Source organism: Microvirga roseola (genome assembly GCF_020866965.1).
GTDB classification, from domain to species: Bacteria; Pseudomonadota; Alphaproteobacteria; order Rhizobiales; family Beijerinckiaceae; genus Microvirga; species Microvirga roseola.
The window spans coordinates 17,720-37,551 of record NZ_JAJATX010000001.1 but is presented as its reverse complement, the minus strand read 5'-3'; the positions used below and the strand labels follow the sequence as shown (position 1 = coordinate 37,551).

Sequence of the window (19,832 nt, the reverse complement as noted above, 5' to 3'; positions counted from 1 at the left end):
GCCCTCGGCCTCGACATGATCGCGGCCTTGGCCGCGGTCTCTTTCCTGGCGGGCTTCGTGGATGCCATCGCAGGCGGCGGCGGGCTGCTCACGGTCCCGGCTCTCCTGCTTGCCGGGCTCGATCCGGCCCAGGCCATCGCCACCAACAAGGTGCAGGGCTCGGTGGCTGCGGCCTCCGCCACCTATACCTTCGGCCGGAAGGGCCTGATCGAATGGCGCAAGGCCTGGATCTTCGCCCTCGTCGCCTTCGCCAGCAGCACCGCGGGGGCGCTGTGCGTCAGCTTCCTGCCGCGCATCGTGCTCGAGGGCCTGATCCCGCTGCTTCTCATCGTCATCGCCCTCTATTTCGCCCTCTCGCGCAAGGTGAAGGACGAGGACGCCCAGGCGCGGATGACGGCTCTCACCTTCGGCCTGACCGCGCCGGTGGCCATCGGCTTCTACGACGGCATCTTCGGGCCCGGAGCCGGCTCCTTCTATATGCTCGCCTTCGTGACGCTGCTCGGCTACGGGGTGGTGCGGGCGACCGCGCATACCAAGCTCGTCAATTTCGCGAGCAATTTCGGCAGCCTTCTCCTTTATTCGGCGACCGGGGCCGTGGTCTGGCCCCTCGGGCTCGTCATGGCCGCAGCCTCCTTTGTCGGAGCCCAGGTCGGGGCGCGTCTGGCCATGCGGCTCGGCTCACGCCTCATCCGGCCGCTCCTCGTGGCGGTCTCGACCCTCATGGCGCTTCGGCTCCTCCTCGACCCGGCCAATCCCTGGCGTCAGGCGCTCCAGAGCGGCCTTCTGGCGCTTTTTTGACGCGCAAAGGCGCGCGGACATTGACGTTCACGGATCTCACGGCTATAAGCCGCCCCACATGAGCCCGCGCGTCCCGCGGGCTCTTCGGTTTCCATGCAATCAACCGGTCGCTGCCTGAGCTCTCGTTCAGCTGGGCTCGGCATCGGGATTTTTAAACAACGAGGATGGGCCATGGCCAACACCGTGTCCGCCAAGAAGATGACCCGCAAGATCGCGAAGCGCACCGCGATCAACAAGTCGCGCCGCAGCCGGATGCGGACCTACATCCGCAAGGTCGAGGAGGCGATCGCCTCCGGCAACCAGACCGAGGCCGCTGCCGCCCTGCGCGCCGCGGAGCCGGAGATGATGCGCGCTGCCCAGAAGGGCATCGTTCACAAGAACACCGCCTCGCGGAAGGTCTCGCGCCTGGCGAGCCGCATCAAGACGCTGAGCGCCTAAAAGACAGCTCCTCGCAGCTGCCTTTCCGACTGAACCCAAGCCCGGCCGCAAGGCCGGGTTTTTTGTTTTTCCGGCTCAAGATTTCCCCGATTTCTTATCCACACGACAGCTTGACTCGAGCCCCGTTTGCAGGGGTGAAAAGAGCCAGCTTCGTGATTCAAAGCGCGCACAAAATGTGCAATTATAACAATGTCTTAGCAGGCAAAGCTTCGCGAAGCATCGGAATCACACCGCGACTCGACCCGAATCGATCCTGAATCAAGGTTGCGGGAAAAATCTTTTCTCGCGTTGCGCACAGGCTGTGATGGAACAGTGAATCGGTTGAAGAGTCAGGACTTTATAGCCCAGCCTGAAAACCTGTGGACGGGGCTGTGGACCCGATCCATTGACCACAGGGCGGCTGCCGCCGACTCGACCGTGTTGCACCCCCCCATCCAGCCTGTGTAAGGTCAATTCACTTCGACGGTCCGCCGCGAAGTCATCCATCAAAGTCTCAAGGTATAAAACTCGGTTACGGGGGCAGATCGTTGTTTCATTCTCTTTCGAAGCAAGTGCCACCTCTTCCCCCCTCAAGGAGTAGTCTTCATAGAACTTGATGGACCGCATGTGGGGCGACGGTTCTCCGTCATCTCGACTTCTTCGTAATAAGTAAAACTTCAGTACAATTGGGGGCGTGTCGTTCTGAACAAGCTGTGAAACAGATGTGTTTCGGTGTTCAGAACAGCGCATGGCGTGGGGGTTCCGCCCTGTTGAGGCGGGATCTCTTGGAGGGACATTGATGTATCGCAGCGAGGACAATCGGACCTATGCCGCGTCCAGCGAGGGCGGCATGGAGATTCCGGGCGATCAAACGGCATCGGAAATCTGGACGCGGGTGAAGCGTCGTCTCCGGGCCGAGCTGGGTGAGGATATCTTCGCCAGCTGGTTCGGACGCCTGGAACTGGATTCGGTCGTCGACGGCTGCGCCTATCTGACGGTGCCGACCCGCTTCCTGAAGAGCTGGATCGAGTCCCACTATGCCGACCGGGTTCTGACAGTCTACCGCTCCGAGACCAACGACGTGGAGCGCGTCGTGATCGGCGTGCGCAACACCCTCGGCCGCGATGCCGCCGCCGCGCCGCGCCGCGCCGCAGAAGCGCCCCGCCCCAGCATCGCCGCAGCCCCCGCCGGGCCGGCCATTCCGGGTGAGGTGAAATTCTCGCCCGCTGCCCCGCAGGAGGAGCGCGGCGACAGCGCTGATCTCGGCGGCGCGCCGCTCGATTCGCGTCTGACCTTCGACAGCTTCATCATCGGCCGATCCAATGCGCTGGCCCATGCGGCGGCGGACCGGGTCGCCCATGCCCAGAACGGCCAGGCCATCTACAACCCGCTCTACCTCCATGCGGGGGTGGGCCTCGGCAAGACCCATCTCCTTCACGCCATCGGCCATGCGGTGCGCGCCCAGGGACGCCGGGTCATCTATCTCACCGCCGACCGTTTCATGTACGGCTTCGTGGCTTCGCTGAAGGCCCAGACCTCGCTCGCCTTCAAGGAGCGCCTGCGCGGCATCGACCTGCTCATCATCGACGACGTGCAGTTCATCCAGGGCAAGCAGATCCAGCAGGAATTCGGCCATACTCTGAACGCCCTCATCGATGCGGGCCGCCAGATCGTGATCGCCGCGGACCGTCCGCCGGCGGATCTGGAGAGCCTCGACGAGCGCGTGCGCTCGCGCCTCGCCGGCGGCCTCGTGGTCGAGGTCGGGGCTCTCGACGAGGCCCTGCGCGCCTCCATCCTCACTACCCGGGTCGAGGCCCTGAAGAGCATTCACCCGACCTTCGAGGTGGGACCGAACGTGATCGCCTATGTGGCTCGTGCGATCACGGCCAACGGGCGCGACCTCGAAGGTGCGGTGAACCGGCTTCTGGCGCATGCGACCCTCACCGGCTCCCCCATTACTCTCGAGACCGCCGAGACCGCGATCCGCGACCTCGTGCGCAACCGCGAGCCCAAGCGCGTCAAGATCGAGGACATCCAGAAGCTGGTGGCCTCGCGCTACAACGTCTCCCGCTCGGACATCCTCTCCGAGCGCCGCACCGCCGCCGTGGTGCGCCCGCGCCAGATCGCCATGTACCTGTCCAAGGTGCTGACGCTGCGTTCCCTGCCCGAAATCGGCCGGCGCTTCGGCGGGCGCGATCACACCACCGTGCTCCATGCGGTGCGCAAGATCGAGAAGGCCCTGGGCGAGGACAACGCCCTGTCCGACGAGGTCGAGCTCCTGAAGCGGATGCTGCAGGAGTAGGATACCCCTCCCGCCTGAGAAATTGGCAGGCTGTTAGGAAGCAAGGCCGCGGCCTTGCTTTCTGCCGCAACACCCGCCAATCTTGCTGCCCTGCTTCCCCGGCCCGCTGGCCGAGGGCGAAGCCAAGAATTCCAACGACATAGGTGTTGGACTATGAGAGTTACTGTTGAGCGCGCCGCTCTTCTGAAGGCGCTCGGGCATGTGCACCGCGTCGTCGAGCGCCGCAATACCATCCCGATCCTGTCCAACGTTCTGCTGCGTGCGGAAGAGGGCACCCTGCGCCTGAAGGCGACCGACCTCGACATCGAGGTGACGGAAACGATTCCCGCAGACATCACGGAGGCCGGCTCCACCACGGTGCCCGCCTACATGATCTATGACATCGTCCGCAAACTGCCGGACGGGGCGCAGGTCTCCCTCGAAATAACGGCGGATGCGGGACAGATGCAGATCCGCTCCGGCCGCTCGCGCTTCATGCTCCAGGCGCTGCCCGAGAGCGACTTTCCGGATCTCGCCGCAGGCGACCTGCCGCACCGCTTCACGCTTCCGGCAAGCGACCTCAAGCGCCTCATCGAGAAGACGCAGTTCGCGATCTCGACCGAGGAGACGCGCTACTATCTCAACGGCATCTATCTCCACACGCTCGATGCGGGCGGATCGGTCGTGATGCGCGCGGTCGCCACCGACGGGCACCGCCTCGCCCGCGTGGAGATCCCGGCGCCCACGGGCTCCGAGGGCATGCCCGGCGTCATCATTCCGCGTAAGGCGGTGGCCGAGATCGTCAAGCTCGTGGAGGACGGCTCGGAGAACGTGGCCATTGAGCTCTCGTCCGCCAAAGTGCGCCTGACCTTCGACGGCGTCGTGCTCACCTCGAAGCTCATCGACGGCACCTTCCCCGACTACCAGCGGGTCATCCCGGCCGGGAACGACAAGATGCTCGTGGTCGAGCGCGCCGATTTCGCCAAGGCCGTGGACCGAGTCTCCACCATCTCCTCGGAGCGCGGCCGCGCGGTGAAGCTCTCGCTCGCCGACGGGCGCCTGACACTCACCGTGAACAACCCGGATTCGGGCAGTGCGACGGAGGAGATCGAGGTCGATTTCGATGCGGCCCCGCTCGATATCGGCTTCAACGCTCGCTACCTCCTCGACATCACGGCCCAGCTCGACGGCGACACCGCCCTGTTCAAGCTCGCCGACCCCGGCTCCCCCACCGTCGTCCAGGACCGCGAGGGCGCAGCCGCGCTCTACGTCCTGATGCCGATGCGGGTGTAGGCACCTGAAGGTCGTCGTCCCGGACTAAGCGCAGCGCAGATTCCGGGATCGCTTCTCAAAAACTGGTTCAACAGCATCACCGGCCTTGCGCCGGTGATCTCGTTTGAGGGGTCGCTGCGGCACAGCCCTCCGAAACAACGGCTCGGCCCTGCCGACGCTTGATCTTTCACGTCCGCTTCTGAAAGAAGGGGCGCATGTCCTCCGCCCCCCTCTCCGCCTCCCGAATCACGCGCCTGATCCTCCAGGATTTCCGCACTTATGCGAGCCTGGATCTTTCCGTGTCGCGCCAGCTCGTGGCGCTGGTGGGCGAGAACGGGGCGGGCAAGACGAACGTGCTGGAGGCGATCTCCCTCTTCATGCCGGGACGGGGCCTGAGGCGCGCCGAGCTCGCCGAGATGGCCCGGCAGAGCGGCGCCGGCGCCTTCGCCGTTTCCGCCACCCTCGACACACCCTATGGCGAGCACCGGCTCGGTACGGGACTCGAGCAGAACGGCGAGCGCGCTTCCCGCATCTGCCGCATCGACGGCATGCCCGCCTCCTCCCCGACGGCCTTTGCCGAGCACCTGCGGGTCGTCTGGCTCACACCCGATCTCGACGCGCTCTTCCGCGGTCCCGCAGGCGACCGCCGCCGATTTCTCGACCGGCTGGTGCTGGCGGTGGATGCGGAGCATGGCGCACGGGTGAATGCGCTCGAGCGGGCCCTGCGCTCGCGCAACCGGGTGCTGGAGGACAATCCCGACGACCGCCTCTGGCTCGATGCGCTGGAGCGCGAGGTGGCCGAACTCGCCATCGCGGTCGTCGCCGCGCGGCGCGAGACCGTGGAGCGCTTGGCCGCCCTGATCCTGGAGACCCGCAAGGAGGATTCGCCCTTTCCCTTCGCCACGATGGGCCTGGAGGGCGAAATCGACGCCCTGGTGGCCACTCTCCCCGCGGTCGACGCCGAGGACCGCTACCGGGCGATTCTGCGCGATTCCCGCGCCCGCGACCGAGCGGCCGGACGCACCCTCGTTGGCCCCCAGGCCTCCGATCTTCTCGTGCGCCACGGTCCCAAGGACATCCCGGCCGGCACCGCCTCCACCGGCGAGCAGAAGGCCCTGCTCATCGGCCTTGTGCTGGCCCATGCGCGGCTGGTGGCCAGCATGAGCGGCATCGCCCCTTTCGTGCTGCTCGACGAGGTCGCCGCCCATCTCGACCCCCGCCGCCGGGCGGGCCTCTATGCGGCGCTCGAATCCCTGGGGGGACAGGTCTGGATGACGGGAGCCGATCCGAGCCTGTTTGCGGAGCTCGAAGGACGGGCCGACCTGCTCATGGTCCAGCCCGGACGAATCGCGCCTCTGGGCCAGACATGACCTTTGCCGCACGCTTCCTGAAACCCTTCCTCGCTTTGAGCGGCTTGGGGTTCCTGGGCATTCTCTCGCTCGTGCCGCTGACGGGCGCCGCCGCCGAGCAGGTCCGCCTGTTGCCCGGTGCGCCGGAACTCCCGGTAGCGGCTCTTGCCCTCCTCCTGCTCGTCCAGCCGACCCTCCTGATGCTGGGCGCGGTCGCTGTTGGCGTCGCCCTGGCCGAGAAGGCGGGCCTTACCTCCCTGATCCTGCGCCGCCTGCGCGGCGAGGCGATAGAGTCGGCAGCCGCCGGCTGGGGAGCGGCCCTGGCGCTGGCGATTGTCTTTGCCTCCGTCGTCGCTCTCGCCGATCTGATGCTGCGCCAAGCCTTTCCGGGGGCTTTCGCACCGGTGCCCCGCCTGGACGACGTCACGCTCTCCGGCCGCCTGCCCGGCCTTCTCTATGGCGGCATCACGGAGGAGCTGATGATGCGGTTCGGGCTCATGACCCTCCTGCTCTGGCTGGGCCTTTGCCTGACCGGCAGGCGCGGACGCCCGGTCCTCACCTGGATCGCCATCGCGCTGGCCGCCTTCGCCTTTGCGGCGGGCCATCTCGGGGCGGCCGCCCCCATGATGCAGGAAGGCAACCATGTCCTTCTCGTCAGGACGCTTGCGCTGAACGGCGTTCTGGGGCTTCTCTTCGGCTGGCTTTACGCCTCGCGCAGCCTGGAGCACGCCATGCTGGCCCACGGGGCCTCTCACGTTGTATTCTGGATCGCAACGCCGCTTCTCGCCGCCCTGGGACTTTGAACCATGGATCTCGCAGGCCTTCTGCTCTTCGCCTCCGCCCTCTTCATTGCCGCGGCCTCGCCGGGGCCGGGGATCGCCGCCATCGTGGCGCGGGTGCTGGGGCGTGGTCCCAAGGGCGCGGTGGCGTTCAGCATTGGGGTCGCTCTGGGCGACGTGGTCTGGCTGACCTGCGCCATCCTGGGACTCGCGGCTCTGGCGCAGACCTTCCACGGGGTCTTCCTGGTCATCAAATATGCCGGCGCGATGTACCTGCTCTACATCGCCTACAAGATCTGGACCGCCCCGGCGCTCGCCAAGGACGTGAAGGCCAATTCCGCCGCGGAGCATCCTGCCAAGCTTCTGCTCGGCGGACTTGCCCTCACCCTGGGCAATCCGAAGACCATCGTGTTCTACCTCGCCCTCCTGCCCACGATTCTCGACCTCACCCGCATCACGGCGCTGGGCTATGCGGAACTCGTGGCGGCGACGCTGGGCGTCCTGGGCGTGGTCTTCGGCGGTTATATCGTGCTCGCCGCCCGGGCGCGGCAGCTCTTCACGACCCCGAGAGCCATCCGCATTCTCAACCGCACGACGGGGGCCATGCTGGCCGGCGCTGCGGCTGCCGTGGCGGCGCGTTGAGCGCCCATTCCGGGGCTGAGGCAAAGAACCGCTCCCAGAAGCCGCTGAATCGGCACTTTTTCGTGGATTTTCCGCGCTTTTCCTCGCGCGCGTATACGCGCGGGGGTGAAATTTCAACCGTTCGTCACTAAATAACTGATCTGACGAATCAAAACCCTGGTGCGCACCTGTCCCTTTTCCGCCGCGCCTTGAAGGATCCCCAATGGCCGAACCTGCTATCAACGTGAATGCCGACGCCTACGGCGCGGAATCGATCAAGGTCCTCAAGGGCCTCGATGCGGTGCGCAAGCGGCCGGGCATGTATATCGGCGATACCGATGACGGCTCGGGCCTCCACCACATGGTCTACGAGGTGGTCGACAACGCCATCGACGAGGCGCTGGCCGGTCACGCAACGGAAGTCACCGTCACGCTGAATGCCGATGGCTCGGTGACGGTCACCGATAACGGCCGCGGCATCCCAACCGATATCCACCAGGGCGAGGGCGTCTCGGCGGCCGAGGTCATCATGACCCAGCTGCACGCGGGCGGTAAGTTCGACCAGAACTCCTACAAGGTCTCGGGCGGCCTACACGGCGTGGGCGTCTCCGTGGTGAACGCGCTCTCCACCTGGCTGAAGCTGCGCATCTTCCGCAACGGCAAGGAACATTTCATGGAGTTCCACCACGGCGATGCGGTGGCCCCGCTCGCCGTCGTGGGCGATGCGCAGGGCAAGCGCGGCACGGAAGTGACCTTCCTGCCCTCGCCCCAGACCTTCACCATGGTGGAGTTCGACTACGCCACTCTCGAGCACCGCCTGCGCGAACTCGCCTTCCTGAACTCGGGCGTGCGCATCGTCCTCACCGACAAGCGCCATGCGGAGCATAAGCGCGAGGAGCTGATGTACGAGGGCGGCGTCGAAGCCTTCGTGCGCTATCTCGACCGCACCAAGAACGCGCTGATCCAGCAGCCCATCGTCATCCGCTCCGAGAAGGACGGCATCGGCGTTGAAGTGGCGCTCTGGTGGAACGACTCGTACCACGAGAACGTGCTCTGCTTCACCAACAACATCCCGCAGCGGGATGGCGGCACGCACTTGGCGGGTTTCCGCGCGGCCCTGACCCGCCAGGTCAACGGCTATGCCGAGTCCTCCGGCATGACGAAAAAGGAAAAGGTCTCGCTCACCGGCGACGATTGCCGCGAGGGCCTGACCGCCGTCGTGTCCGTGAAGGTGCCGGACCCGAAATTCTCGTCGCAGACCAAGGACAAGCTCGTCTCGTCCGAAGTGCGTCCGGCTGTCGAGAACGTGCTCAACGAAGCCCTCAACAACTGGCTTGAGGAGCATCCGCAGGAAGCCCGCACCCTCGTCGGCAAGGTGGTGGAAGCCGCCGCCGCCCGCGAGGCTGCGCGCAAGGCGCGCGAGCTGACCCGGCGCAAGGGTGCGCTCGACATCGCCTCGCTGCCCGGCAAGCTCGCCGACTGCCAGGAGCGCGATCCGTCGAAATGCGAGATCCTGCTGGTCGAGGGCGACTCGGCCGGCGGCTCCGCCAAGCAGGGCCGCGACCGCGCCTTCCAGGCCGTGCTCCCCTTGCGCGGCAAGATCCTCAACGTGGAGCGCGCGCGCTTCGACAAGATGCTGTCGAGCCAGGAGATCGGCACGCTGATCACTGCGCTCGGCACCGGCATCGGCCGCGAGGAGTTCAACCTCGACAAGCTGCGCTATCACCGCATCATCATCATGACCGATGCGGACGTGGACGGCTCGCACATCCGTACGCTCCTGCTCACCTTCTTCTTCCGGCAGATGCCGGAGCTGATCGAGCGCGGGCACCTCTACATTGCGCAGCCGCCGCTCTACAAGGCGACCCGCGGCAAGTCCTCGATCTATCTGAAGGACGAGCGCGCGCTGGAAGACTTCCTCATCGACGCCGGCATCGAGAATGCGGCGCTTCGCCTGGAGACGGGCGTGGAGTTCCAGGGCGACCAGCTGAAGGGCCTCATCGACGAGGCTCGCTTTGTCCGGCAGATCCTGGCGAGCCTGCATACCCGCTACGACCGCAAGGTGGTGGAGCAGGCGGCAATTGCCGGCGCATTGCGTCCCGACGTGGTGGAGGACGACCAGAAGGGCCCTGCGGCGGCGGCCTACATCGCCCAGCGCCTCGATGCGATTTCCGACGAGCTGGAGCGCGGCTGGACCGGCGAAGTCCGCGAAGGCGGCTATGCCTTCTCGCGCACGGTACGCGGCGTGACGCAGGTCGTGACCCTCGACCAGGCGCTGATCGCCAGCCAGGAGGCCAAGAGGCTCGACGAGCGCGCCAAGTCCCTGCAGGACGTCTATGCGAAGCCGGCGAAGCTCGTGCGCAAGAACGACGAGATGCAGATCGACGGTCCGCTCTCGCTCTTCACCTCCGTGCTTTCCACCGGCCGCAAGGGGCTGCAGCTCCAGCGCTACAAAGGCCTTGGCGAGATGACCGCCCAGCAGCTCTGGGAGACGACGCTCGACCGCGACGTGCGCTCGCTCCTGCAGGTGAAGGTGAAGGACACCACCGACGCCGACGACCTGTTCGTGAAGCTCATGGGCGACGTGGTGGAGCCCCGCCGCGAGTTCATCCAGGAGAATGCACTCTCGGTGGCGAACCTGGACGTGTAAGTCTCATCACACCTGATGTTCCAAGGCGGAGCCGTTCGACACGGCTCCGCTTTTTTGTGGGCGACTCGCAGATTCAGGCGGCTTTCCGGGACGACGCGATGCGCCGCCGCGGCTCACCACCGGCCTCCTCGCTCTCCATCGGACCGCGGCGCAGAGCCTGCAGGAAGCTGCGCAGCTCCTCGGCGAGATGATCCCCCTCGCGGGCGAGTTCCCGTGAAGCGCTGAAAACCGATCCTGCCAGCACCTTCGTCTTGGCGGCGTTCTCGTTCACGTTCTGGATGTTGTCCGTCACGCCCTGGGTTCCCGCGGAGGTCTGCTCCACATTGCGGGCGATCTCGGAGGTGGCGGCGGTCTGGTCGGAGATCGCATGGGCGATCCGCGAGGTCGCCGTGTCGATCTCGGTGACGAGGGTCGAGATTCCTGCGACCGCCGTCACGGCCGAATCGGACGCATGGCGCAGGTCCGCGATCTCCTGTGCAATCTCTTCCGTGGCCTTGGCGGTCTGGCTCGCCAGTTCCTTCACTTCGCTCGCGACGACGGCGAATCCCTTGCCGGCCTCGCCTGCCCGCGCCGCCTCGATGGTGGCGTTGAGCGCCAGCAGATTCGTCTGCTCGGCGATGCTGGTGATCAAGCTCACGACGCTGCTGATCCGCTCCACCGCATGGTTGAGACGATTGACGATCTGCCCGGTGGCCTGGGCTTCCCTGGCAGCCTCCCGCGCCTTTGCGGCGGAGCGGTCCGCCTCGCCCCCGATTTCCTGGGCGGAGGCGACGAGTTCGGTGACCGCGGACGCGACGGTCTGCACGTTGATGGCCATGTCGGATGCGGTTCTCGCCACGGCGCTCGTGCGCTCCTCCGTGGTGGAAGCGCCGCCTTCGAGCACGGAGGCCATTTCGCCCATGCTGAGCGAGGCCTTCGACAGGCCCTGGACGATGGCCGTGATCGCGGCCTCGAAGCCGCTCGTGGACTGATTGAAGCTCTCGACCCGGTGCTGGATGACCTGGGTCGCCTCGTTGATCGTCGTTGCGCCTTTGAGCAGCGCGCCATGCAGGCCTTCTGGCAGGATGCGCCGGCAGTACCGGTTGTTGCGCACCGCTTCCATAGAAGCCGAGGATTCACGGATATAGGCGTCGACGCAATCCGTGGTGTCGTTGATCGTCATGTGAAGCCGGCCGAGATTGCCGCCCTCGCGTGAGCCGACGATCCGCGCCTCGAAATCGCCCTTGCCGATCCGCGCCAGCACATCCTGCGCGACGGCGATGGAGCGGTTCGCCCGGATCAGCATGACACCGCTCAAGGCGAGTCCGGCCAGGGCCACGAGCACCGCGGCCAGAGGCGCGGTGCCGGTGATCAGCCAGGCGCCCGCCTGCCAGAGGAGGGCGGCACCGGCAACGAGGAATCCCAGGCCTGCCTTAGAGAGAGAAGATAAATTCGTCATAGCTCGGCTTCTTCGCGGTGACCGTGTTCATGAGGTGGGCGAGGGAGGCGCTGACAGCCTCCTTGCCGTTGCGGTGTCCGGCTTCGATGCGAGCCAGATCCGCATAGAGAGGGACGATGATCTTCTCCAGCGCGTCGCGCCGGGGCACACGCCGATTCGAGTGGAACCCGCAGACCTTCCGGTTCGCGTCGAAGGAGGGCGTGACATGGGCGAAGACCCAGTAGTGATCGCCCGCCTTGGTCATGTTCTTGACGTAGGCGAAGATCTCGCGGCCGTCCTGAATCGTGTCCTACAGGAGCTTGAAGATCGCGCGCGGCATATCCGGGTGGCGGATCAGGCTGTGCGGCTGCCCGATGACCTCCTTCTCGGCATATCCGGCAATCTCGCAGAAGATCCGGTTCGCGTAGGTCAAACGGCCCTTCAGGTCCGTCTTCGACACGATAAGGCTGTCCCTGTCGAAGAAGACTTCTCGATTGGTCGGCTGGATGGATATCGCCATTGCAACTCTTCGATGCAGCTTTTGGATGTGGGCCGCCTTAGAGTTCGCGGCCGCTTAAGGGCGGGTAAATGAAGCCGCATTTACGTATAATTACTTATACGAACCCTGTTACGATTTGGTGTCGTTCAGGCGATGCTGAAATCATGCCGTAGAGGAGCTTTCCCTGCCCTGATCGGAAGACGCCGACGATGCGCCTTTCCTCAACACCTGAAGCGGACCGGCACCGTTGCAGACGCGATCACCTGGATCACGGACCGCCGGCGAGCGAGCCCACCACCGCCATGGTCAGCTCGTCCAGGTTCACGCGACCCTCGACCGTGATCATGGCCGGATCGTCAGACGTGACCCGCAGGCCCCGCTCTCCGACCTCGGACTGACGCTGCAGTTCGGCGAGAATCGCCTCGCGCACCTGATCTTCGATATTCATCGGCTATTCCTCGACTGACGCGTTTTGCTGGTGGGCGAACGTCGCGGTGGAGAGCCCTGTTCCATGGCCGCGTCCGGCAGCTCAACGGCTGCCGGCCTTCAGGGCCCGGAACGCGTCCGCATCCATGACGCCGCGCTCGTTGTTGCAGGCTTGGCAGGCCAGGACGAGGTTCTCCCGGCTGAGCGGCCCGCCGAGCGAGCGCGGCACCACATGGTCGAGGGTGGCAAGCGTCGGCGAGCGGCTCTGGCCTTTCGCGAGGCGATGCGTGGCGACGCCGCAATAGACGCAGCGCCCGCCGTCGCGGGCGAAGACATCCTCGAAAAGCTTCAGTCGCTGCGCTGGCTTCATGGCCTCTGGGTGCTGCTGCGGGTGATCCGTGGGAACCACAGGGAAACGGGTTTGTTGCCCCTGCAATCACAGGAGCAGAGCGATGGTAGACATCCGCCGAAGGAATAGAAACCCTTACAACGACGACAACGGCTACGGTGATGTGCCCAGCGGCGGCGCGGTCGGCTTCCGCGGCCGGGGCGTGGAATATCCTGGCGGCTACGGCGACGATACGGGCGAGTTCACCGGAGGCGTCGTCGATGACGGTCATGGCGGTCCGCCCGACGATGCCGGCTTTTCGCCGCGTTACAGCGAATACCGTTCCGGTTATGGCGGCCTCGGCGACCGGGACCGCAGCGACCGGGATCGTGGGGCGGAGCAGACGCGCATTCCGCGGCCGATCTCAGGGCCGCACCGGGGCCGCGGCCCGAAGGGTTACAAGCGTTCCGACGAACGCATCCACGAGGATGTGTGCGAGTGGCTCACGCACGATCCGATGATCGACGCTTCCAATATCGAAGTGGCCGTGAAGGGCGGCGAGGTCACCCTCTCCGGCACCGTCGCCAGCCGCGGCCTGCGCTTTCGCGCCGAGGATCTCGCAGAGGCCGTATCGGGCGTCGCGCACGTCCAGAACAACATTCGCGTCGAGGACAGCCCCGAGAATCTTCCCGGCCCTTGAGCGGCCGCCTGTTCCACCCGACACGTCAGACAGGGGCGAAGAACGACAGGGACGAAGAACAATGCCTCGCACCGATACGGAACCGACCGCCGCTACGGCGGGAATTCTTCGAGCGCGCGCCCAGACGACGGTGCCGGATCCGGCCGCGACGCCGGGCCTTCATGTCCTTGACCTCGACGGCCGGCGCGACGGGGCCTTCCTCGTGCCGGAGGGGCTCGATGCCGCGAAGCCGACGCCCCTGGTCCTGGCCCTCCACGGCGCTGGAGGCATCGCCTCGCAGATGATCGACTTTCTTGCCGATACGGCCGCGCGGCACGGCGTCGTCATCCTCGCCCCGGAGTCGCGCACCTCGACCTGGGATGTCATCCGCGGCGGCTACGGGCCGGATGTGGATTTCATCGACAGGGCCCTAGGCAAGGTCTTCCAGAACGTTCTCATAGACCCTAAGCGCATTGCGATCTCGGGCTTCTCCGATGGAGCGTCCTACGCGCTTTCCATCGGCATCGTCAACGGTGCGCTGTTCAGCGATATCCTCGCCTTCTCGCCGGGCTTCATGGCGCCCACGGAGCAGGAGGATTCGCCAAGAATCTTCATCTCCCACGGCATCAGGGACGAGGTGCTGCCGATCAATCCCTGCAGCCGCCGCCTTGCTCCTGCGCTTGAACATGCCGGCTACGATGTGGAGTACCTGGAATTCGATGACGGACACATCGTCCCCGACTCCATGGTCGAGCGCGCCATGGCCCGGTTCCTGGGCTGATCCGTCCGCATCCCTGCATGTGCCGGACGATTGGGCCGAGGCGGCCGGCCGGATCGTGCAGAGCGGCGTTCGCCGGGTCATGGTGATCGGGGCGGTGGACGTGGGAAAGAGCGCGCTCTGCCGCTTTCTCTTCACCACCGCGATCCGTTCCGGCCGCAGCGCCGCCCTGCTGGATACCGATCTCGGCCAGAAGACCGTCGGGCCCCCTGCCTGCGTCACGCTGGTCGACTCGCAGGGCATGAGGCTCGCCTTCGCCGGCACGACCGATCCCGTTGCCGGCGAGGAGCGACTGATCGAAGGCGCAAGGCGTCTCGTACAGGATGCGCAGGCCGATCTCGTCATCGTCAACACGAGCGGGCTTCTGGCAGGTCCTGGGTTGAAGCTGAAGGCGGACAAGATCGCTGCGCTCCAGCCGGACCTGCTGGTTGCCCTTGGAGACGAAACTGAAGCCGTGCTGCGCCGGCATGCGGGGACCGCTGCGCTGCGCGTGCCACCCTCCCCGGAGGCCAGGCGCAAGACCAAGGGCGAGCGTCGCGCGGCCCGCCGCAACGCATTCCGGGACTACTTCGCGGGAGCTGCAGTGGTGAGCCTTGATGATCGTCATCGGGCAATTCTGAAACGGGATGCCCCCTGCCCGCCCGGCCTCCTTCTGGGATTGTCCGACGATCAGGGAAACGATCTCGGTCTCGGCTTGCTGGCCGCCTGCACGGACGATGGCCCCGTCACGGTCCTGACGCCTATCCCCGCAGAGGCCATCGCCCGGATCACGCCGGGGGACCTGCGCCTGACCGACACCTTTTCCGATGTCCGTGCCGAGGCGAGCGGCAGCCCTGCCGAGGCCCTCTCCCTGCCTTCGCGCCAGCCTTCCTGCCTATCAAATCCGCACCCCTGACCAACAAACCAGCACGAAACCATTTGCAAATTGGTTCGGCTCTGATCTAGGCTTGATTTCGTCCAAGCCTGCTGCGCTGCAACATTCGTTCGCATGGCAGGCACCATTAGTAAGATTGGTTCGCACCAGGTCGAGAGCGGATGTCCTTACCCGAAACCTTGTCGGACAGCTCCAACTTCGCCCTCGGGCGTCTGCGGACGCTTCTCGAAGAGGGCGCCTTCGACGGGGAGCAGCGGCTCCCGCCGGAGCGTGTGCTGGCGGCCGATCTCGGCATCGGACGGCGCGGCTTGCGCCGGGCGCTCGAGGTGCTGGAGGCGGAAGGGCGCATCTGGCGGCACCAGGGCAAGGGCACCTTTCTGGGCCCTCGTCCGGTCGAGGCCCCGACGAATCTGGAGGAACTCTCGAAGCGCACCCATCCCCTCGAGGTGATGGACGTGCGCCTGGAGATCGAGCCGGCCCTGGCCCGGCTTGCGGCGCTTCGCGCCTCGAACGGCGATATCGAGCGCCTGCTGCGGCTCGCCGACAAGACTGCGTCGACCTCCGACGCCGATGGCCGCGAATTGTGGGACAGCGCCCTGCACCGGGCGATTGCCGAGGCCGCCGGCAACACTCTCCTCCTCGCGATTTTCGACATGGTGGACCGCATCCGCCAGGACTCGACCTGGCGGGTCCTGCGCGAGCGGGCGCGCTCCCGGGACCGGCAGCAGATCTACGTGGACCAGCACCGCCGCGTGATCGCCGCCATCGCCCAGCGGGAGGCGCATGCCGCCGAACAGGCCATGCGCGAGCACCTGGAACTGGTGCGCGACGGATTGCTCACGGTCATGACGCGCCCGGCCCCGGACGGCGGCGGGCAACTTGCGGAACGGACGGCGCCTGCAGAGACCAAGAAAGAGCTTCGACATGGGACATGAAGCCGTGCGGCAGCAGAGGATGGAGCCTGGAAGCCCCGGCACGGCCGCCGTTGCGGCGGACCGGCCGCTGCTCAGCGTCCGGGGGTTGTCGGTCCGGTTCGACGGCGCGCCCAAGGGCGTGAACGTGGTCGACGACGTCTCCTTCTCCGTCAGCAAGGGCAAGACCCTCTGCATCGTAGGCGAATCCGGCTGCGGCAAGAGCGTGACGTCGCTGGCTCTCATGGGCCTTCTGCCCACGCCGCCTGCGCGGATCGTCGCCGGCTCCGCCCTGTTCGACGGGCGCGACCTGCTGGCGATGCCGGAGAACGAGCGGGCGGACCTGCGCGGCGACCGGATGGCGATGATCTTCCAGGAGCCGATGACCTCGCTCAACCCGGCCTTCACCATCGGCGACCAGATCGCGGAAGGCATCGTCCGTCACCGCAAGGTCTCCAAGGCGGAGGCCATGGAGCGGGCGCTCGACATGCTCAGGAAGGTGCGCATCCCCGCGCCGGAGAAGCGCCTGCGCGCCTATCCGCACGAGATGTCCGGCGGCATGCGCCAGCGCGTGATGATCGCCATGGCCCTGGCCAACGATCCGCAGCTTCTCATCGCCGACGAGCCGACCACTGCCCTCGACGTGACGATCCAGGCGCAGATCCTTACCCTGATCCGCCGCCTGCAGGAGGAAACGGGGACCGCCATGATCCTCATCACGCACGATCTCGGCGTGGTGGCGGAGGTCGCGGACGAGGTGGCCGTGATGTATGCGGGCCGCGTGGTCGAGTCCGGGCCGGTGGAGGCGATCTTCGAGGATCCGCAGCATCCCTACACCATCGGCCTCATGGGTTCCGTCCCGTCGCTCGGCCGCCGCCAGGGCCGGCTCGCCACGATCCGCGGCACGGTTCCGCCGCCGGAACTGATGCCCCGTGGCTGCCGCTTCACGCCGCGCTGTCCCTTCGCGGATTCCCGCTGCGTGAACGAGCCGCCTCCCCTCGGCGAGATCGTGCCCGGCCACCGGGCGCGCTGCTGGTATGCGCCCCTCGAAAAGTACCGCGGAGCCGTCGCATGAGCGTGATGCCTTCCAACAACGACATCATTCTCGAAGGCGTCGATCTGAAGAAGCATTTCGGCGGCGGAGGCATCTTCTCGTCTCCCACCGTCGTGCGCGCCGTCGACGGCGTCTCGCTCGGCGTCCGGCGCGGCGAGACCTTCGCCATCGTGGGCGAGTCCGGCTGCGGCAAGTCCACTCTCGGCCGCCTGCTGCTGCGGCTCATTGAGCCGACCGGCGGCGATGTGCGCTATGAGGGGCAGTCGATCCTGAAGCTCAGCAAGAGCGAGCTGCGCCGCCTGCGGCGGGAATTGCAGATCATCTTCCAGGACCCCTTCGCCTCCCTCAATCCCCGCATGAACGTGGGCGACATCATCGCGGAGCCGATCTGGCTGCACGGGCTTGCCAGCGGCGAGGGAAAGCGCGAGCGCGTCGCGGATCTCATGCGGATTGTGGGCCTGCTTCCGAACCATGCGGATCGCTATCCGCATGAGTTCTCCGGCGGGCAACGCCAGCGCATCGGCATCGCCAGGGCGCTCGCAGGCGACCCGAAGCTCATCATCGGCGACGAGCCGGTCTCGGCGCTCGACGTGTCGATCCAGGCGCAGATCATCAATCTGCTCGAGGACCTCAAGGACCGCTTCGGTCTCACCCTCGTCATCGTGGCGCATGACCTCGCCGTGATCCGCCATATGAGCGACCGCGTCGCCGTGATGTATCTCGGCGAGATCGTGGAGCTGTCGGAGACGGATGCGCTCTTCGACGATCCGCTGCACCCCTATACGCAGGCGCTCCTTGCGGCGATTCCGGTTCCGAGCCCCTCGAACCGCCAGCCCAAGGCGCTTCTGCAGGGGGATGTCCCGAGCCCCGCGGCTCCGCCCTCGGGCTGCCGCTTTCATACCCGCTGCCCCCATGCCCGTGCGGTCTGCAAAGAGCAGCATCCCGCGCTCGAACAGGCCCCGGACGGGCGGCAGGTCGCGTGCCACTTCTGGCGCGAAATCCAGGGAGCGGGCGCCGGTTCCATCAGCGCCCCGCCCCCGAGCCCGGCGCTCGCCAAGCGTCTGGCGCTCTACCGAACTTGGCGTGAACGGCAGGATAAGCCCGTCGCGACGAGCCCTTGATCCAGAGAGGAAGTGGAGGACTACCAGAATGAAGCGTCTTACCCTCATGACCGTGGCCGCCGGGCTCCTGATGAGCACCGCGGTTTCGGCACAGACCCTGCGCATCGGCCTCAACGAGGACCCCGATGTGCTCGATCCGCACCGCGCCCGCACCTTCGTCGGACGCATCGTGTTCTCGTCCCTGTGCAACAAGCTCGTCGACATCACGCCGGAGCTGAAGTTCACGCCGGAACTGGCGACCGAATGGCAATGGAGCGACGACGGCAAGTCGCTCACCTTCAAGCTGCGCCCGGGCGTCAAGTTCCACGACGGCGAGCCCCTGAACGCCGCCGCGGTGAAGGCCAATATCGACCGCGCCCGCACCCTGCCGGATTCCCTGCGCAAGAGCGAGCTCTCCTCCGTCGCCGACGTTGAGGTCGTCGACGACATGACGGTGAAAATCAATCTCTCCCGCGCCGACGCGACCCTGCTCTCGCAGCTCTCCGACCGCGCCGGCATGATCATGTCGCCGAAGGCGCTGGCGGCTGGCGACTTCAGCCAGAACCCGGTCTGCTCCGGCCCCTACAAGTTCGTGGAGCGCGTTCAGAACGACCGCATCGTGCTGGAGAAGTTCGCGGATTACTGGAACGCGAAGGACTACAACTTCGACCGCGTGGTCTTCCAGCCGATCCCGGACACGACCGTGCGCCTCGCCAATCTGCGCTCGGGCAATCTCGACCTCCTCGAGCGTCTGGCGCCGAGCGACGTTCCGGCGGTAAAGGCCGATTCCAACCTCGTCTTCGCGCCGGTCTCCGGCATCGGCTATCAGGGCCTGACCATCAACACCCAGAACGGCGAACGGGCCAAGTCGCCGCTCGGACAGGACAAGCGCGTCCGTCAGGCGCTGGAATACGCCATCGACCGCGACGTCATCAACGAAGTGGTAGGCAACGGCATCTATCCGCCGGCAGGCCAGCCCTTCCCGGAGGCCAGCCCCTACAACAATCCGAAGTTCGCCGCCAACAAGCGCGACGTGGAAAAGGCGAAGCAGCTCCTGAAGGAGGCAGGCGTCGACAAGGTGAAGTTCGAGCTGACCTTCGGCACCAGCACCACGGCCCAGCAGATCGCCGAGATCATCCAGGCCATGGGAGCGGAGGCCGGGTTCGAGATTTCCCTGCGTCCGACCGAGTTTGCGGCCATGCAGAAGGAGGCCCAGGCCGGCAACTTCGACGTCAACGTGATCGGCTGGTCCGGCCGCGTCGATCCCGACGGGAACATCCACCCCTTCGTGACCTGCAAGGGCGCGCTCAACGACGGCCGCTACTGCAACGCCGAGGTGGACAAGCTCCTGAACGAGGCTCGCGTCACCAGCGACGAGGCCAAGCGCAAGCAGCTCTACGATCAGGCGCAGGAAATCCTGCAGCAGGATCTGCCGATCATCTACACCTACTACCAGCCCTGGCCCTTCGTTCACTCGAAGAAGGTGCAAGGCTTCAAGCCCTATCCGGACGGCATGATCCGCCTGAAGGGCGTGAAGTTCGCCTCCTGACGGACTTCTCCCAAGAACCCGCGTGCCCGGCCTCGAGCCGGGCGCGCCCT

Annotated in this window: 18 protein-coding genes and 1 pseudogene; 15 read left to right on the top strand and 4 right to left on the bottom strand. The window is 66.1% G+C overall.

All coding sequences use genetic code 11. The features are described from left to right. Positions 1–15: 15 nt before the first annotated feature. The 8 genes from LG661_RS00190 (at position 16) to gyrB (ending at position 10,167) form a co-directional block, all read left to right on the top strand. A complete protein-coding gene (locus tag LG661_RS00190) occupies positions 16–798 on the top strand; it encodes a TSUP family transporter (RefSeq protein ID WP_230530063.1) in 783 nt (260 codons plus the stop codon). A 171-nt stretch (positions 799–969) separates the two neighbouring features. Continuing rightward, a complete protein-coding gene (gene rpsT / locus LG661_RS00185; protein WP_230529834.1) occupies positions 970–1,236 on the top strand; it encodes a 30S ribosomal protein S20 in 267 nt (88 codons plus the stop codon). Positions 1,237–2,065: 829 nt separating this feature from the next. Then, positions 2,066–3,517 (top strand): chromosomal replication initiator protein DnaA, encoded by a 1,452-nt coding sequence (gene dnaA / locus LG661_RS00180; protein WP_230530062.1) that lies wholly within the window; start codon positions 2,066–2,068, stop codon positions 3,515–3,517. 153 nt (positions 3,518–3,670) lie between these two features. Then, positions 3,671–4,789: a DNA polymerase III subunit beta gene (gene dnaN, locus LG661_RS00175; RefSeq protein ID WP_230529833.1), complete on the top strand. Its 1,119-nt coding sequence runs from the start codon at positions 3,671–3,673 to the stop codon at positions 4,787–4,789. A 194-nt stretch (positions 4,790–4,983) separates the two neighbouring features. Then, the gene (recF, locus tag LG661_RS00170; RefSeq protein WP_230529832.1) at positions 4,984–6,138 is read left to right on the top strand and encodes a DNA replication/repair protein RecF; all 1,155 of its coding nucleotides are present in this window, start codon (positions 4,984–4,986) and stop codon (positions 6,136–6,138) included. Beyond that, complete coding sequence (locus LG661_RS00165) at positions 6,135–6,920, top strand: CPBP family glutamic-type intramembrane protease (protein ID WP_230529831.1); 786 nt, start codon at positions 6,135–6,137, stop codon at positions 6,918–6,920. Before recF ends, LG661_RS00165 begins: the two co-directional genes overlap by 4 nt. 3 nt (positions 6,921–6,923) lie before the next feature. Then, the gene (locus LG661_RS00160; RefSeq protein ID WP_230529830.1) at positions 6,924–7,538 is read left to right on the top strand and encodes a LysE family translocator; all 615 of its coding nucleotides are present in this window, start codon (positions 6,924–6,926) and stop codon (positions 7,536–7,538) included. A 202-nt stretch (positions 7,539–7,740) separates the two neighbouring features. Beyond that, on the top strand, positions 7,741–10,167 hold the full coding sequence (gyrB, locus tag LG661_RS00155; RefSeq protein WP_230529829.1) for a DNA topoisomerase (ATP-hydrolyzing) subunit B: 2,427 nt from the start codon (positions 7,741–7,743) through the stop codon (positions 10,165–10,167). Between the two features lie 73 nt (positions 10,168–10,240). Here the strand turns inward: gyrB and LG661_RS00150 are convergent, their stop codons facing one another. The 4 genes and pseudogenes from LG661_RS00150 to LG661_RS00135 form a co-directional block, all read right to left on the bottom strand. Then, positions 10,241–11,605: a methyl-accepting chemotaxis protein gene (locus tag LG661_RS00150; protein WP_230529828.1), complete on the bottom strand. Its 1,365-nt coding sequence runs from the start codon at positions 11,603–11,605 to the stop codon at positions 10,241–10,243. Beyond that, positions 11,580–12,104 (bottom strand): annotated as a pseudogene (locus LG661_RS00145) (PAS domain-containing protein). The gene LG661_RS00150 and the pseudogene LG661_RS00145 overlap by 26 nt, the downstream one beginning before the upstream one ends. A 247-nt stretch (positions 12,105–12,351) precedes the next feature. Next, positions 12,352–12,531 (bottom strand): hypothetical protein, encoded by a 180-nt coding sequence (locus LG661_RS00140; protein ID WP_230529827.1) that lies wholly within the window; start codon positions 12,529–12,531, stop codon positions 12,352–12,354. 81 nt (positions 12,532–12,612) lie between these two features. Continuing rightward, a complete protein-coding gene (locus LG661_RS00135) occupies positions 12,613–12,879 on the bottom strand; it encodes an HNH endonuclease (RefSeq protein ID WP_230529826.1) in 267 nt (88 codons plus the stop codon). A gap of 82 nt (positions 12,880–12,961) precedes the next feature. Between LG661_RS00135 and LG661_RS00130 the strand changes: the two genes are divergently transcribed. The 7 genes from LG661_RS00130 (at position 12,962) to LG661_RS00100 (ending at position 19,782) form a co-directional block, all read left to right on the top strand. Next, on the top strand, positions 12,962–13,537 hold the full coding sequence (locus tag LG661_RS00130; protein ID WP_230529825.1) for a BON domain-containing protein: 576 nt from the start codon (positions 12,962–12,964) through the stop codon (positions 13,535–13,537). A gap of 61 nt (positions 13,538–13,598) precedes the next feature. After that, positions 13,599–14,297 carry an alpha/beta hydrolase gene (locus tag LG661_RS00125; RefSeq protein WP_230529824.1) on the top strand — a complete coding sequence of 233 codons (699 nt, stop codon included), beginning with the start codon at positions 13,599–13,601 and terminating at the stop codon, positions 14,295–14,297. Continuing rightward, complete coding sequence (locus tag LG661_RS00120) at positions 14,236–15,189, top strand: Clp1/GlmU family protein (RefSeq protein ID WP_230529823.1); 954 nt, start codon at positions 14,236–14,238, stop codon at positions 15,187–15,189. The genes LG661_RS00125 and LG661_RS00120 overlap by 62 nt, the downstream gene beginning before the upstream one ends. A gap of 140 nt (positions 15,190–15,329) precedes the next feature. Further along, positions 15,330–16,103 (top strand): FadR/GntR family transcriptional regulator, encoded by a 774-nt coding sequence (locus LG661_RS00115; protein WP_230529822.1) that lies wholly within the window; start codon positions 15,330–15,332, stop codon positions 16,101–16,103. 19 nt (positions 16,104–16,122) lie between these two features. Beyond that, complete coding sequence (locus tag LG661_RS00110) at positions 16,123–17,154, top strand: ABC transporter ATP-binding protein (protein WP_230530061.1); 1,032 nt, start codon at positions 16,123–16,125, stop codon at positions 17,152–17,154. Continuing rightward, positions 17,151–18,254: an ABC transporter ATP-binding protein gene (locus LG661_RS00105; RefSeq protein ID WP_322098822.1), complete on the top strand. Its 1,104-nt coding sequence runs from the start codon at positions 17,151–17,153 to the stop codon at positions 18,252–18,254. The genes LG661_RS00110 and LG661_RS00105 overlap by 4 nt, the downstream gene beginning before the upstream one ends. Before the next feature lie 28 nt (positions 18,255–18,282). Continuing rightward, on the top strand, positions 18,283–19,782 hold the full coding sequence (locus tag LG661_RS00100; protein ID WP_230529821.1) for an ABC transporter substrate-binding protein: 1,500 nt from the start codon (positions 18,283–18,285) through the stop codon (positions 19,780–19,782). Positions 19,783–19,832: the final 50 nt, after the last annotated feature.